Raw genomic sequence first — 15195 nt, forward strand, 5'->3', positions numbered from 1 at the left:
TAGTTTTCTAGGATTTAGTCAATCCCGATTTCAGCTCGAACTACGTCTGCGATGGTATCAACATAGTAGTCCACTTCTTCTGTTGTAGGAGCTTCTGCCATAACACGCAAGAGGGGCTCTGTTCCACTTGGACGAACAAGGATACGGCCATTCCCTGCCATTTCAGCTTCCATCTTCTCGATGATAGCCTTAATAGCTGGCACTTCCATAGCCTTTTCCTTCATGGCATTTTCCACTCGGATATTGACTAATTTTTGTGGATAGATGGTTACTTCTGCTGCTAACTCTGACAGGCTCTTACCAGTTTCCTTCATGATTTTTGTCAATTGAACAGCTGATAATTGACCATCACCTGTTGTATTGTAGTCCATCAAGATGACGTGACCAGACTGTTCACCACCGAGGTTGTAGCCTGATTTTCTCATTTCTTCCACAACATAGCGGTCGCCAACTGCAGTGACTGCCTTGTTAATGCCTTCACGGTCCAAGGCCTTGTGGAAACCAAGGTTGGACATAACAGTTGTCACAATTGTATTTTGGGCCAATTGTCCTTTTTCAGAAAGGTACTTTCCGATAATGTACATGATTTTGTCACCATCAACGATCTCACCATTCTCATCAACAGCAATCAAACGGTCACTGTCTCCGTCAAAGGCCAAACCAATCGCTGATCCGCTTTCTTTGACCACTTCTTGAAGGGCTTCTGGGTGGGTTGAACCAACATTAAGATTGATGTTAAGACCGTCTGGTGTTTCCCCGATAACCGTCAATTGAGCGCCAAGATCTGCAAAGATTTGACGGGCACTTGTAGAAGCTGCACCATTGGCCGTATCCAAGGCAACCTTCATTCCTTCAAGAGGAGTTCCAGTTGAAACAAGATATCCTTCATACTTACGCAAGCCTTCTGGATAATCTACCAAGGTTCCCAAGCCTTCAGCACTTGGACGTGGCAGAGTGTCTTCTGCAGCATCTAGCAGGGCTTCAATTTCTGCTTCTTTTTCATCATCTAGTTTGAAACCATCACCACCAAAGAACTTAATCCCATTATCAAGGGCTGGGTTGTGGCTAGCAGAAATCATGACACCGGCACTTGCCCCTTCAGTTTTAACCAAGTAAGCTACTGCTGGTGTTGCAAGAACACCAAGTTTGTAGACGTGAATCCCTACAGAGAGGAGACCTGCCACCAAGGCAGATTCTAGCATTTCCCCTGAAATACGTGTGTCACGTCCTACAAAAACTTTCGGTGCTTCCGTTTCATGTTGGCTAAGAACATAGCCTCCAAAACGTCCTAGTTTAAAGGCCAATTCTGGCGTTAATTCTACGTTAGCTTCTCCACGGACTCCATCAGTCCCAAAATATTTACCCATTTTTATAAAATCCTTTTCCTATTTTTAATTCGTTTTTGAACTAGTTGCTTTCGATGACGAAGATGTCTCCGACGAACTGCTTGTTGTTGAATTTGATGTACTTGAACTTGGTGCTACTGGTTTTGTAGTCACCTTCATTGTTGTGTCGAACGGAGTAATAACTGCCGGTAAGACAACACCATTACGGTCGATTGCCTGCAAAGGTACCGAACCACTGTAATTACCTGTTATGCGTTCGCTGGTTGGTAAAAGTGCAATAATTTTGTCAATCTTAGCTAATGTTTCTTGGTCAGTTGTGACCGAAACGCGTTCATTTGACACGGTTACACTATCAAGTTGTAGCTTCGGATCAATCTGGCTTTGGTCAACTTGTGGCACAACAATCATCCCATCTCGTTTAACCTTCTTCCCAACTTTCACTGTAATCTTTTGAGGCGTTGCCACAGCAGTCAATCCACTTGGAAGATTTTCAATATTTAAGGGAACTTCAATTGTTCCAATACTGGCATCCGTCAAATCAGCAGTTACCTTAAACTTACGAGTGCTCTCCTGCATTTCGCTGGCCAAGGTCACACGATTAGCTCCGGTTAATACCACTGAAACTTCTGATGCAAATCCGCTAATGAAATACTGTTCATTATCATAGTGGATATCGATAGGAACGTTCGTTATCGTATTGGTGTAGGTTTCTGATTTGACCTGCCTTGCGGTATTGCTATTTTGAAAGTTGGTTGACGTTGCATAGATAAATAAGACACAAGCAAAAAAAAGAGATGAGATGATATATAGACTATTTTTTCTCATATTTCCAACCTCCTAGCAAACGGTCCTTGAAACTGACTTTTTCCTCAACAGCTGGCAAAAGAATTGCTCGTAGCTCTGCTTCAAATTCTTCAATCGTCAAATCATGCTTGAAAACCCCATTGTAGGTAATAGAAATACCACCTGTTTCCTCTGAGACGATAAAGGTCAAGGCATCGGACACTTCTGATAAACCGATAGCCGCTCGGTGTCTGGTCCCAAATTCCTTGGAAATCCCTGTGCTTTCTGTCAAGGGCAGATAGGCAGAGGTTACTGCTATTCGATTTTCTCTGATAATCACAGCACCATCGTGTAGAGGAGTGTTGGGAATAAAAATATTGATGAGGAGTTCTGCCGAAATTTTGGCATCCAAGGGAATTCCTGTCGCGATGTATTCTTGTAAGGTCCGAACTCGTTGAATAGCAACCAGAGCACCAATCTTACGGGGACTCATATATTCAACCGACTTGACAAAGGCACGAATCATTTGCTCCTCTGCACTAATTTGAGCAGTAGAAAAGAAATCTGTCGCCCTTCCCAAGCGTTCCAAACCAGTCCGAATCTCTGGAGAGAAGATAACAACCGCAGCAATAACCCCATAGGTGATAATCTGATTAATCAACCAAGAAATCGTTGTTAAACCAAGGATATTGGCCACAACCTGAGCTAATACAAAGATCAAGACCCCCCGCACCAAAATCATAATCTTGGTACCAGCTATCGCTTTTGTAAAACGATACAAAACATAGGTCACAATCAAAATATCAAACAGATTGATGGCAATACTCCAAGGACTAGAAAACAAGCTAGTCCAATATTGCAGGTTGGATAATTGTTGAAAGTTCATCTGCTGTCTCCTCTCTGTCCAAACACGTTCCTCTCTATTATACCATTTTTCTGGCATTTTTTTCCCTATCCTACTTCATTTTAAATTAAGGAAAAATATGATAAAATAAACTGACTAGAAAAAACAAAGGAGAAACCATGTCTCAACTATATGATATCACTATTGTAGGTGGTGGTCCAGTCGGGCTTTTTGCAGCCTTTTATGCCCATCTACGCCAAGCCAAGGTCCAAATCATCGACTCTCTTCCCCAACTAGGTGGACAACCTGCTATTCTCTATCCTGAAAAGGAAATCCTAGACGTCCCAGGTTTCCCAAATCTGACTGGAGAAGAGTTGACTAACCGTCTAATCGAGCAATTAAATGGCTTTGATACCCCTATTCATCTCAACGAAACGGTTCTTGAGATTGAAAAACAAGAAGAAGGCTTTGTAATTACAACTTCTAAAGGAAGTCACCTGTCTAAAACTGTTATCATCGCTATGGGTGGCGGTGCCTTTAAACCACGTCCTCTAGAACTAGAAGGCGTTGAGGGCTATGAAAATATCCACTACCACGTTTCCAACATCCAGCAATATGCTGGTAAGAAAGTGACGATTCTGGGTGGTGGGGACTCAGCTGTTGATTGGGCTTTGGCTTTTGAAAAAATCGCACCAACTACCCTTGTCCACCGCAGAGATAATTTCCGTGCCTTGGAACACAGTGTCCAAGCCTTGCAGGAATCATCAGTGACCATCAAGACACCATTCGTCCCTAGCCAACTCCTTGGAGATGGAAAAACGATTGACAAGTTGGAAATCACAAAAGTTAAATCTGATGAAACAGAAACGATTGACCTAGACCACCTCTTTGTCAACTATGGTTTCAAATCTTCTGTCGGTAACCTTAAAAACTGGGGTCTGGACCTCAACCGCCACAAGATTATCGTCAACAGCAAACAGGAATCCAGCCAAGCAGGTATCTATGCTATCGGTGACTGCTGCTACTATGATGGAAAAATTGATCTGATTGCGACAGGCCTCGGAGAAGCACCAACCGCTGTTAACAATGCCATTAACTACATCGACCCTGAGCAAAAAGTACAACCAAAACACTCAACCAGTTTATAAAAAAGAACCACGAGTCCTACGATTCGTGGTTTTATAGTTCATCGGCTATCTTATTGATTTTTCTGAGTCTGTGGTTGACACCACTTTTGGTCAGAGGGCTGCTGAGGCTATCTGCCAACTGTTGGATAGAGTAGTCTGGATGTTGAATCCGCAGTTGCGCTACTTCCTGCAAATCCACTGGCAGATTTTCTAAGCCCATGATATCTTTGATTTTGCTGATATTGTTGATAGTCTTCATGCTGGCAGAGACTGTCCGAGCGATATTAGCTGTCTCGGCATTATTGGCCCGATTGAGGTCATTACGGGTTTCTCGCAAAATCTTAACCCGCTCAAAATCATCACGCGCCTGCATGGCTCCGATTACTATCAAGAAGTCCATAATATCTTCGGCTCGCTGGAGATAGGTCACAGCTCCCTTCTTGCGCTCAAGAACCTTAGCGTCCAGTAAAAACTGCTGGAGAAGAGAGGCAATCCCTTGCGCGTGGTCCAAATAAACAGAACTGATTTCCAACTGGTACTTACCTGACTCAGGGTCACGAATGCTACCATTTGCCAAAAAAGCACCACAGAGATAGGCACGACCTGCTTCCTCGTCTGATAAAATCTCCTCATCAATACCTGTTTCCAGACCAAAAAAGGAGTCTGCCAAGTGCAAATCACTCAGCAGGTCCTGCACCTTTTCATCTGTAAAAACGGTATAGACTCGATTCTTACGAAGATTACTTCTTTGGTGGTGACGAATTTCCGATTTGATTTCGTAGAAATGGAGAAAGGACTCATAGAGGTGACGAGCCAGTTTGGCATTTTCTGTCACGACAGACAAGGTTAGGCCCAAAGTCGAGAGACCGATACTGCCAGACATCTTGATAATGGCAGATAATTCATGCCGACTTAGATGGTGCTGACCTAGGATTTCTTCTTTTACTGCTACTGTGAAACTCATTTTCTCACCTGTATGATGCGCATCAACTCGTCCACGATCAAATTCCCATCGTGGAAGGCACCCCCATTTTCCAGACGAAGGAAGTTGGATGAAATCACGCGCGGAACTTGCTTACAAAGACCAGTAAAATCATGTTCCACCTGCACCAAGTATTCATCAAAACGGTTGGAATTCATGTATTCCTGAGGCACTTTTTCAATATTCACCAAGACAGTATCGATAAAAGGTCGACCAAGGTGACGATGCAAGACCTCCACGTGGTCACTATCTGTAAAGTGTTCCGTCTCCCCACGTTGGGTCATGATATTGCAGACATAGGCGATTTCTGCCTTGGTTTCCAAAAGCGCCTGCCCGATTTCCTTAATTACAATATTGGGCAAAATAGAGGTAAAGAGAGAACCAGGTCCGAGGACAATCATGTCACTTTCAAGAATGGTCTGCACCACTCGACGGCTAGCCAGAGGCGTATCATCGTTAAGGGTATTGGTCACATAGACATGGTCAATCATGCCTGGATGGTCTGCAATATGGCTCTCTCCAGCCACTTCTGTCCCATCCTGAAAGACTGCGTGCAGGGTCAAAGGATGGTCACTGGAAGGATAAATCTTCCCAGTTGTATGGAAAAATTTGCTCAATAACTGCATGGCATTATAGGTCGAACCCTGCATTTCTGACAGGCCAGCAATGATGAGATTACCCAATGGATGGCCAGCAAAGGCTCCCGCATCCTCAGAGAAGCGATACTGAAAGACCTTTTCATAAAATTTTGGCATATCTGACATGGCTACAAGGACATTGCGGAGATCGCCTGGCGGTGTCAACTGCTGCATATTTTTTCTGAGTTCACCTGAAGAACCACCATCATCCGCCACCGTTACGATAGCAGCGATTTCCACATCTTTTTCCCGCAGGCTTTTTAGAATGACAGGAATCCCAGTTCCTCCACCAATCACCGTTATCTTTGGTTTTCTCATGAACGGTTTACCGTTTCCTTTCTTCGGTCTTTGTCGCGATGCCCTTCATTGACAGGCCAATTCTTGGATAAGTCCTGCGCCAAGCGTTTAGCAAAGGCCACACTACGGTGTTGTCCACCCGTACATCCCATGGCAATAGTCAAAACAGACTTTCCTTCCTTTTGGTAACTTGGCAAAATCGGCTCAATCAAGGCCAACAAATGTTGATAAAAGTCTTCTGACTCAGGATGGTTCATGACATAATCATAAACAGGTTCATCTATACCCGTTTGGTTTCTCAGTTCTGGTAGGTAGTAGGGATTTGGCAAGAATCGGACATCAAAGACTAAATCTGCATCAATCGGGATTCCATATTTAAAGCCAAAAGACATGACTTCGATACGGAAAGACTGGGCTTGTTCCTGATCAGAAAACTGCTCTGCAATGGTTTTACGCAGTTCACGAGGAGTAAGTTCAGTTGTATCCACCACATTTTGGCTCATATTTTTCAAAGGCGCCAAGAGTTCACGTTCCAGCTTGATGCCATCCAAAATCCGTCCATCTGCAGCTAGTGGGTGACTCCGTCTGGTTTCCTTGTAACGAGCGACCAATTCCTTGTCAGCTGCATCCAAAAAGAGAATTTTAAAGTCCAGTTCTTCCTTGTTTTCCAACTCATCCAAAACAGCTTGAATCTCTGAGAAGAAAGAACGGCTACGCATATCTACTACCAAGGCCAACTTATGGTCGTCTTCCTTTGTTTCCACCAACTGCAAAAACTTAGGCAAGAGAGCTGGAGGCATATTATCAATAGTAAAATAACCCAAATCTTCGAAGGACTGAATGGCAACTGTTTTCCCTGCACCACTCATTCCTGTCACAATCACCAAGTGAAGTTGTTTCTTTGTCATCTTTTTCTCCTTATATCAAAAGAAGTTTGGCAACACCAAACTTCAACTAGCTTATCCAATCTCTGCGATGACTTCGATTTCGACTTTTACATCACGAGGAAGACGAGCTACCTCTACTGCTGAACGAGCTGGAAATTCCTCTTTAAAGGCCGTTTGGTAAACCTCGTTAAAAGGAACAAAGTCGTTCATATCGCTCAAGAAACAAGTTGTTTTGACAACATGGTCAAAGTCAGTTCCTGCCTCTGCCAAAATAGCACCGATGTTTTTTAAGACTTGTTCTGTCTGTTCTTGGATCGTTTCTCCAACGATTTCCCCAGTTTCAGGAGAGAGAGGAACTTGACCACTAGCAAACAAAAGGTTGCCAACGATTTTTCCTTGAACATAGGGTCCGATAGCCTTTGGAGCTTTGTCTGTATGAATTGTTTTTGCCATTTTCTTTTCCTCACAATTTTTCTAAGATTGCATCCCAAGCCTCATCCATCCCTGCCTTGCTGACAGATGAAAAGAGGATAAAGTCGTCACTTGGGTCAAAGTTTAATTTCTTTTTGATTGCTGATTCGTGCTTGTTCCATTTACCACGTGGAATCTTGTCTGCCTTGGTCGCCACAATGATGACTGGAATCTCATAATACTTAAGAAATTCGTACATCTGCACATCATCTGCTGACGGGTCATGACGAAGGTCAACTAGACTGACCACTGCACGGAGATTTTCCCGAGTCGTTAGGTACTCCTCAATCATGCGCCCCCACTTTTCACGTTCCTTTTTAGAAACACGGGCATAGCCATAACCAGGCACATCCACAAAGCGCATCTTATCATCGATATTAAAGAAGTTGAGAAGCTGGGTTTTACCAGGTTTACCTGATGTTCGGGCTAGATTCTTGCGGTTCAGCATGGTGTTGATAAAGCTAGACTTGCCAACATTTGAACGCCCTGCTAGGGCAATCTCTGGCAGTTCATCCTGTGGGTAGTGGGATTTATTGGCCGCACTGAGCAAGATTTCAGCATTGTGTGTATTGATTTCCATAGTCACCTCTAGGCTGTTTCCAAGATTGGTTTATCCGTTCCATCGACAGCTTCTTTTGTGATGCGAACCAATTTCACATTTTCCTGACTCGGTACTTCAAACATGACGTCTAGCATGGTTTCTTCGATGATCGAGCGAAGACCACGCGCACCAGTTTTGCGTTCGATAGCCTTATTGGCGATTTCTTGAAGGGCTTCGTCGTCAAATTCCAACTCGACATCATCATAAGAAAGCAAGGTTTGGTATTGTTTGACCAAGGCATTTCTTGGCTCTTTCAAGATACGAACCAAGTCATCAACCGTCAATTGCTCAAGAGCAGCAAAAACAGGCAAGCGTCCAATCAACTCAGGGATAATACCAAATTTTTGAATATCTTCTGCGATGATTTCTTGCATGTAAGAGCTGTTTTCGTCAATCGCTTTATTATTTTGACCAAATCCGATGACTTTTTCACCCAGACGTTGTTTGACAATTTCTTCAATGCCATCAAAAGCACCACCCACGATGAAGAGAATATTTTTGGTATCCACTTGAATCATCTCTTGTTGCGGATGTTTGCGTCCACCTTGAGGCGGCACGCTAGCAACAGTTCCTTCGATAATCTTGAGAAGGGCTTGTTGCACGCCTTCACCAGAAACATCACGTGTGATAGACACGTTCTCACTCTTCTTAGCAATCTTGTCAATTTCATCCACATAGATAATGCCACGCTCTGCACGTTCAATGTTAAAGTCAGCAGCCTGCAAGAGTTTGAGAAGAATATTTTCCACGTCCTCACCCACATAACCAGCCTCGGTAAGAGCTGTCGCATCCGCAATCGCAAAAGGCACATTTAAGCTCTTAGCCAAGGTCTGAGCAAGGAAAGTTTTCCCTGAACCAGTTGGGCCAATCATCAAGATGTTTGACTTCTGCAAATCCACATCTTCTGACTCTTCACGCGTATCGTGGAAATTGATACGTTTGTAGTGGTTGTAAACTGCCACTGCCAAGGCACGTTTGGCACGATCTTGACCAATTACATAGTGGTTCAAGATATGGAGGAGTTCGATTGGTTTTGGAACTTCAGACAAGTCTGCCAAGACTTCTTCCGCCAACTCCTCACGAATGATTTCCTGGGCTAACTCCACACATTCATTACAGATAAAGGCGTTGTTACCTGCGATTATTTTTTGTACTTCTTCTTGGCTTTTGCCACAAAATGAGCAATAAACCATCATATCATTATTCCTATTTGTAGGCATGATTTCCTTCCGTTCTATTCTATACTGTCATTCTATCTAAAATAAGGTCATGTAAAAAGCATGGATACTATTGACCAAATTGGTAAAGGCATTTAACCAGAGCAGGACAGAAAGTCCATAGCGCTTTTTACGAAAAGCCTGTGCTCCAGCAAGCAAGCAGACCAAACACAGCATGGCTGTAAAAAAACCAAATATACTACGTTCCATTAGACTTCCTTTCTCTTGCGGTATTGGATGGTAAAATCATAAGGATTCTTCTCATCTTTGGTATAGGATTTGCTTGAAACTGTCTCAAAAAGAGACAAGTCAAACTCCTCAGGGAAATAGGTATCTCCCTCCACCCGAGCATGAATTTGAGTCACAATCACTTCGTCAAGGTAGGGCTCAAAAGCCTGAAAAATCTGCTTCCCACCGATAATATAGAGATTCTTTTCTTGAGCCTGATACCAGTCCAAGACAGACTGGATATCCTGAAAAGTAGCAACTCCATCTATCTTTTCTTCTGGGTTACGTGTCAAAATCAAGGTCTCCCGTTTTGGAAGCAAGCGACGCCCCATCCCATCAAAGGTCACGCGCCCCATCAAGATAGCATGATTCAGAGTTGTTTCTTTGAAGTGTTGCAGTTCTGCTGGTAAATACCAAGGCAGACGATTGTCCTTACCAATCACACCCTCTTCATCCTGGGCCCAAATAGCTACAATTTTCTTAGTCATGCTTCCATCCTTTTCACTGATAGTACTATTTTATCAAAAAACTCAAAAAAAGACTGGTTTGGAATAGCTTGCAGAATAGAAAAAATCTGTAAGAAAATTCCTACAGATTTATATATCTATTATTTCTTACAAACCGGGAGCTTGTCCAAGTTCTGCCGCAAGCATCCAAACCGTTTTCTCAAGTTCAGCTTTAGCACCAACAAAGATATCGTTTGTCACATCATCACCTTCTTCATCAGTAACATCCAAAGCTTTTTGGAATAGAGTGATGAGATAACGATAAACATCTAGGACACGTTCCAAGCTTTCTTCAACGTTACGGAATTCTCCTTCTTCTTCTTCGATTTCACTGTGTTGAAGGAATTCTGTCAAAGTTGAGTAAGGTTTGCCACCAAGGGTAATTAAACGTTCGCTGATTTCATCCAAGTGACCATCAAGAGCATCCATGTACTCATCCATTTTTGGATGCCATACAAGGAAACCACGACCACGCATATACCAGTGTACTTGGTGCAAAGCCACATGAGCTACGTACAAATCAGCAACAGCTTGGTTCAATACTTCCTTTGTTTTTGCCAATGCTACTGGCGCTGCTTTTGTCAATGATGTTACGTCTTTTACTGCTTCTTTTTTCAATTCTACCATTTTATTTTACCTCGTTTATTATTTTTTGTAACCACTTCTTAATGATTACTACCTTAGTATACTACTAAGGAAAACCAATAGCAAGCCAAATGACTCACATGAGAAAAGTTGCAATAGACTGATAATTTAAGAATTTTTTAGAATGAAACCCAGTCACTTTCAATCTCTCTTAACAGAGATAAAATAAAGAAAAGAGCATACAAATGTACACTCTTTTCTCAGTTTTACATCTTAATACCAGACGCTGACATCCACACGTCCTCGAATCCCTTTAAGAGAGTCAGATGAAGTATATTGCCATCCTTTTTCTCCTGAATAATGAGGATTATTCCAATCAAGCGCATCCGTATAGGCTGCAACCCAGTTTACATGTTGTAAAATATTTGGATGATTCAAACGAGTTTGCAAAAGTTGACGATAGCTATAAACTTTCACGTTTTGGTAACCAGCATGCTTCATGGTTTCCATATACTTATTGATAATTTTAACCCAAGTGTCTGTATCTGCTGGAGCTTTCTTAGATTTATTTTCATACTCCCAGTTTTCAACATCATAGTAGATTGGATAAGATAAGTTCATCTTGTATTTCTTCAAGAGTTCAATAGTCTGCTTAGCATCATTCTCAGCATCTGTTTCATTTTCTGCATAGGTATAAAGATAAACACCATAAGGAATACCTAGTCGATTAAATTCTTGAATATTATGTGCCAATTCCTTATCTTCTACACCGCTGTATCCTAAGCGCACAATAACACCATCAACTCCATTTTCCTGGATAACCTTTTTCCAATCACTAATGCGGCCATTATGCTCACTGACATCAATAACCTTCTTAGCACGGTCAGTTCCAACCTGTTCTTCACGATGGTTAAAGAAATAACGGTGTCCATTTCGATAAACCCAACCAACATTCAAGGCTTTCTTTTCTTTCAGTTCCCCTGAATCGGCAAAAGTATAACGAGTATCGTCCATGATTAACTCACCTGTTGCCATGACACCACTTTCAGTAAGATAGTAGTTTCCATGCCACTCATCTTGAGCCATGTATCCCCACTTCTTGAAATAATACCACTTTCCATCAATCTTTTGCCACTGTTCATTAGCATAAGAACCGTCTGCCTTAAGATAGAACCAACTCTTATAATGATTATCGTAAAGCCATTCGTTTTGCATCATAGCACCTTGACCATTCAAGAAATAATCTCCTTGCCACTGACTTTTAGCCATATAGCCCCACTTCTTGAAATAGTACCATTTGCCATTGATTTTCTGCCATTCTTGTTCTGCATAAGAACCATCTGCTTTGAGGTAGAACCAGCTCTTATAATGGTTATCGTAAACCCATTCATTTTTAGCCATGTAACCACCCGCTTTGAGGTAGTAGTTTCCATGCCATTCTTTTTGGGCATAACGACCATCTGATTTTATATAGAACCAAGCCTTGTAGCTAGTATCGAAGATCCACTCACTCCTAGCTTTTGAACCATCTGCTTTTACATAGAAGTCACCTTCCCAATGTGCTGATGTTGAAGTTGGTTTACTTTCTTCTTTCTGACTACTAGCTCGCGTCTCTTTTACTTCTTCCTTTTTCTCTGGACGCTGACTAGAAGAAGTCTCATCCTTTTTCTCTTCTTCTTTTTGACTTGTAGTCGTTTCTGATTTCTTTTCTTCTACCTTACTAGAAGAAGCTTGAACACTGCTTTCTTCCGAAGATGCTTTCGCTTCAGCTTCATTTGCAGCCACCTGATTAACGATCAATCCAAGCAAAAAGGCACTTGCTAATCCAATTTTTCCAATCTTTGTTTTCAATCTTTCCTCCCTTATAAAAAATGGAACAGACATCTGAATGCTGTTCCACCTAGCTTTTGCTACTTACTAATTATTTTACAAAGTCAAGCAATGCCAAGAAGCTTTCAGCTTCAAGTGACGCACCACCAACAAGGGCACCGTCAACGTCTGGGCAAGCCATGTATGAAGCAACGTTTTCAGGTTTAACAGAACCACCGTATTGAACACGAACTTTGTCAGCAACTTCTTGACCAAAGTCAGCAGCTACAACGTCACGAACAACTTTACACATTTTTTGTGCGTCGTCTTGTGAAGCTGATTTACCAGTACCGATAGCCCAGATTGGCTCATAAGCGATAACTGATACAGCAACTTGTTCAGCAGTCAATCCAGCCAATGCAGCAGATACTTGAGCACCTACAAATTCAGCAGCTTTACCAGCTTCGTAAGTTTCAAGTGACTCACCACAACAGATGATTGGAAGCATACCGTTTGCAAAGATTGCTTTTGCTTTTTTGTTGATATCTTCGTCAGTTTCATGGAAGTAGTCACGGCGTTCTGAGTGACCGATAACAACGTAGTCAGTACCGATTTCTTTCAAAACTTGTGGGCTAGTTTCACCAGTGAAAGCACCTGCATTTTCAAAGTAGCAGTTTTGAGCAGCAACTTTAAGATTTGAACCTTTTGCAGCAGCAAGAACAGTTGTCAAATCAACTGCAGGAGCTGCGATACCTGCTTCAACAAGATCTGATGAAGGAAGTTTTGATGCAACTGCTTCAACGAATGCTTTAGCTTCTTCTGGATTTTTGTTCATTTTCCAGTTACCAGCGATAAATGGTTTACGTGACATTTCACATACCTCTTTTTTCAATTTATTTTCTACTTATTTTATCACAATTATACACAGCTTGCAAATCTTACTCGGATTTCAATCCTGCTTGTAACGATCAATCCTTCCAGAGATCCATAGCATTTCTGAAATCTGTCGATAGCTGTTTCAACTGAGGATTGCTTGCTTCTCTCTCTGCCCGCTTGGCCTCAATTTGAGCCACACTCTTGATACCTTCATGACGCCAGTTTCTCAAAATCGCCTGAATGTACTTCCAGTTTGGTTTTCCATTCAAAACCGCTTCACGAAGAGCTTCCTTAATCAAGTCAGCACTGGTTCCATCTTCCTTAAGAGTCTTGGTCAAATCCTCAATCTCAAAAGGAGTCAACAAGCGTCCCAACTCCTGCTGGAAAGTTTCCACCAAATTCTTGAGCTGATTTTGAGGTGTCAACTGGTCTGAACTTGAATGAGCTGCTCCAAGCAAATTATCCAAACGTTCCAAAGCCAAACTAGCATCAAAAAGCAATTCAATTTCACCATTCAATTCGATCGTTCGATACTGAAGCAGTCCCCTCTCCGTCAAATTGGAAATAGCCTGATTGACTTCCGAAATTTCCTTGCCAATCCTTTCAGCAATCTGGCTTGGGGACATTTCTTCTAAGCCTGTCGTATTTTGCAAATAGAAAAATTGCCAGACCAGAAAATCGTCGCTGGAAGGAAAGAGTTCCTTAAAATGCAAGAGCAGGGCACTCGGTAAAACCAAGTTCCCTGATTTAAAAGCGTCTAAATATGTCATAATTCCTCTTATAAATACCCAAATGCGGATGCATCATCTTCTATTTTTCTCCAGTCAAAAGGGGTTTCCTGATAGACCGCATAATTCACCCAGTTACTGAAAAAGAGGGCTGCTGATGAAGACCAACAAAGACAAGGTGTCTGATTAACATCATTATCCTTAAAGTAATTTTCTGGAATATGTGGATCTAAACCTGCATCACGATCCCTAAAATACTCTTTTGCCAAGGTATCACGGTCATATTCCAAATGCCCAAAACTATAAATTTCTCGTAAATCCCGACTGGCCAAAATCGAAACCCCAACCTGCGGGCCCTCTGATAAAATCTCGAGATTGGTTTTATTTAAGACCTCTTCCTTAGAAATCTCCGTATGCCGAGAATGAGGTGATACGTAGCTATCGTCAAATCCTCTAAAGAGAAGATGACCTTCCTTTAAAGTGTCCTGAGGATAAATACCCGATAACTTACTGTCCATCTGGTGTTTTTCCACTCCATAGCGAAGATAGAGTCCAGCCTGAGCTCCCCAACAGATATGAAGGGTCGAATAGACATGGGTCTTAGACCACTCAAGCACCTGGCTAAATTCCTCCCAATAGTCCACTTCCTCAAATGGTAAATGCTCAACTGGAGCACCTGTGATAATCATCCCATCAAAATACTCATCCTTGACTTCAGGAAAAGTTTTATAAAAAGTCTCCATGTGTTCTGAACGAGTTGTTTTAGAACGATGGCTCTCCATATAGAGAAAATCAATATCTAGTTGCAGAGGAGTATTGGCCAAATGACGCAACAACTGGGTCTCTGTGACCATTTTCTGTGGCATGAGATTTAAAATTAAAATCTTCAAGGGACGGATATCTTGGTGGGCCGCACGTTGATCATCCATGACAAAGATATTCTCTGTCCGTAAAATCTCAACAGCTGGCAATTTTTTATCAATTCGAATCGGCATAACCCTCTCCTAACTGTACTCTTTCAGGAATCATTGCATATGTTTGAAACTCTTCGAAAATCAAATTCAAACCGCGTCAACGTTGCCTTGCCGTATGTGTAGGATACTGACTACGTCAGTTCCATCTACAACCTCAAAACAGTGTTTTGAGCAACCTGCGGCTAGTTTCCTAGTTTGCTCTTTGATTTTCATTGAGTATGAAACTAAATCTCAAACACTTAGTCCTTTTATTATACTGCAAGAAGATATAGTTTTCAATTATAGTTTTTCTCTAA

General features: G+C 42.0%; 17 protein-coding genes. 1 reads left to right on the top strand and 16 read right to left on the bottom strand.

From position 1 onward, the window contains the following. Window positions 1-14: 14 nt before the first annotated feature. The 3 genes from glmM to cdaA are packed head-to-tail and all read right to left on the bottom strand — an operon-like array spanning window position 15 to window position 3015. Window positions 15-1367, bottom strand: coding sequence for a phosphoglucosamine mutase (gene glmM / locus TZ91_RS07005; protein ID WP_024057226.1), 1353 nt, complete (start codon window positions 1365-1367; stop codon window positions 15-17). A gap of 24 nt (window positions 1368-1391) precedes the next feature. Beyond that, window positions 1392-2171: a CdaR family protein gene (locus tag TZ91_RS07010; RefSeq protein ID WP_033686543.1), complete on the bottom strand. Its 780-nt coding sequence runs from the start codon at window positions 2169-2171 to the stop codon at window positions 1392-1394. Beyond that, window positions 2158-3015, bottom strand: coding sequence for a diadenylate cyclase CdaA (gene cdaA / locus TZ91_RS07015; RefSeq protein ID WP_033686542.1), 858 nt, complete (start codon window positions 3013-3015; stop codon window positions 2158-2160). Before cdaA ends, TZ91_RS07010 begins: the two co-directional genes overlap by 14 nt. Before the next feature lie 137 nt (window positions 3016-3152). On the opposite strand from cdaA, the gene TZ91_RS07020 reads away from it, so the two are divergent. Beyond that, window positions 3153-4121, top strand: coding sequence for an NAD(P)/FAD-dependent oxidoreductase (locus TZ91_RS07020; protein WP_024057223.1), 969 nt, complete (start codon window positions 3153-3155; stop codon window positions 4119-4121). Between the two features lie 31 nt (window positions 4122-4152). Here TZ91_RS07020 and whiA read toward each other — a convergent pair whose 3' ends face one another. The 13 genes from whiA to metA all read right to left on the bottom strand — a co-directional run bounded on the left by whiA (window position 4153) and on the right by metA (window position 14920). Then, window positions 4153-5064, bottom strand: coding sequence for a DNA-binding protein WhiA (whiA, locus tag TZ91_RS07025; RefSeq protein WP_033686541.1), 912 nt, complete (start codon window positions 5062-5064; stop codon window positions 4153-4155). Then, window positions 5061-6038 (bottom strand): YvcK family protein, encoded by a 978-nt coding sequence (locus TZ91_RS07030; RefSeq protein WP_033686540.1) that lies wholly within the window; start codon window positions 6036-6038, stop codon window positions 5061-5063. The genes whiA and TZ91_RS07030 overlap by 4 nt, the downstream gene beginning before the upstream one ends. Next, window positions 6035-6925 (bottom strand): RNase adapter RapZ, encoded by an 891-nt coding sequence (rapZ, locus tag TZ91_RS07035; RefSeq protein ID WP_033686539.1) that lies wholly within the window; start codon window positions 6923-6925, stop codon window positions 6035-6037. Before rapZ ends, TZ91_RS07030 begins: the two co-directional genes overlap by 4 nt. Before the next feature lie 51 nt (window positions 6926-6976). Then, complete coding sequence (locus tag TZ91_RS07040; protein WP_001140420.1) at window positions 6977-7357, bottom strand: RidA family protein; 381 nt, start codon at window positions 7355-7357, stop codon at window positions 6977-6979. A gap of 10 nt (window positions 7358-7367) precedes the next feature. Continuing rightward, window positions 7368-7955: a ribosome biogenesis GTP-binding protein YihA/YsxC gene (gene yihA, locus TZ91_RS07045; protein WP_000405202.1), complete on the bottom strand. Its 588-nt coding sequence runs from the start codon at window positions 7953-7955 to the stop codon at window positions 7368-7370. 8 nt (window positions 7956-7963) lie between these two features. Then, a complete protein-coding gene (gene clpX / locus TZ91_RS07050) occupies window positions 7964-9196 on the bottom strand; it encodes an ATP-dependent Clp protease ATP-binding subunit ClpX (protein ID WP_012972566.1) in 1233 nt (410 codons plus the stop codon). A gap of 36 nt (window positions 9197-9232) precedes the next feature. Further along, window positions 9233-9403 (bottom strand): hypothetical protein, encoded by a 171-nt coding sequence (locus TZ91_RS07055; RefSeq protein ID WP_000442260.1) that lies wholly within the window; start codon window positions 9401-9403, stop codon window positions 9233-9235. Then, window positions 9403-9909 carry a dihydrofolate reductase gene (locus TZ91_RS07060; RefSeq protein WP_033686538.1) on the bottom strand — a complete coding sequence of 169 codons (507 nt, stop codon included), beginning with the start codon at window positions 9907-9909 and terminating at the stop codon, window positions 9403-9405. Before TZ91_RS07060 ends, TZ91_RS07055 begins: the two co-directional genes overlap by 1 nt. Before the next feature lie 126 nt (window positions 9910-10035). Then, on the bottom strand, window positions 10036-10554 hold the full coding sequence (locus TZ91_RS07065) for a Dps family protein (RefSeq protein WP_033686537.1): 519 nt from the start codon (window positions 10552-10554) through the stop codon (window positions 10036-10038). 231 nt (window positions 10555-10785) lie between these two features. Then, window positions 10786-12396 carry a choline binding-anchored murein hydrolase LytC gene (gene lytC, locus TZ91_RS07070; protein WP_080702826.1) on the bottom strand — a complete coding sequence of 537 codons (1611 nt, stop codon included), beginning with the start codon at window positions 12394-12396 and terminating at the stop codon, window positions 10786-10788. 37 nt (window positions 12397-12433) lie between these two features. Continuing rightward, on the bottom strand, window positions 12434-13192 hold the full coding sequence (gene tpiA, locus TZ91_RS07075; RefSeq protein ID WP_033686535.1) for a triose-phosphate isomerase: 759 nt from the start codon (window positions 13190-13192) through the stop codon (window positions 12434-12436). 97 nt (window positions 13193-13289) lie between these two features. Then, entirely contained in the window at window positions 13290-13967 is a 678-nt protein-coding gene (locus TZ91_RS07080; RefSeq protein WP_033686534.1) for a DnaD domain-containing protein, read from the bottom strand. 8 nt (window positions 13968-13975) lie between these two features. Next, complete coding sequence (gene metA, locus TZ91_RS07085; protein ID WP_033686533.1) at window positions 13976-14920, bottom strand: homoserine O-acetyltransferase MetA; 945 nt, start codon at window positions 14918-14920, stop codon at window positions 13976-13978. Between the last annotated feature and the right edge of the window lie 275 nt (window positions 14921-15195).

This window comes from Streptococcus mitis (assembly GCF_000960025.1).
GTDB lineage: Bacteria > Bacillota > Bacilli > Lactobacillales > Streptococcaceae > Streptococcus > Streptococcus mitis_DH.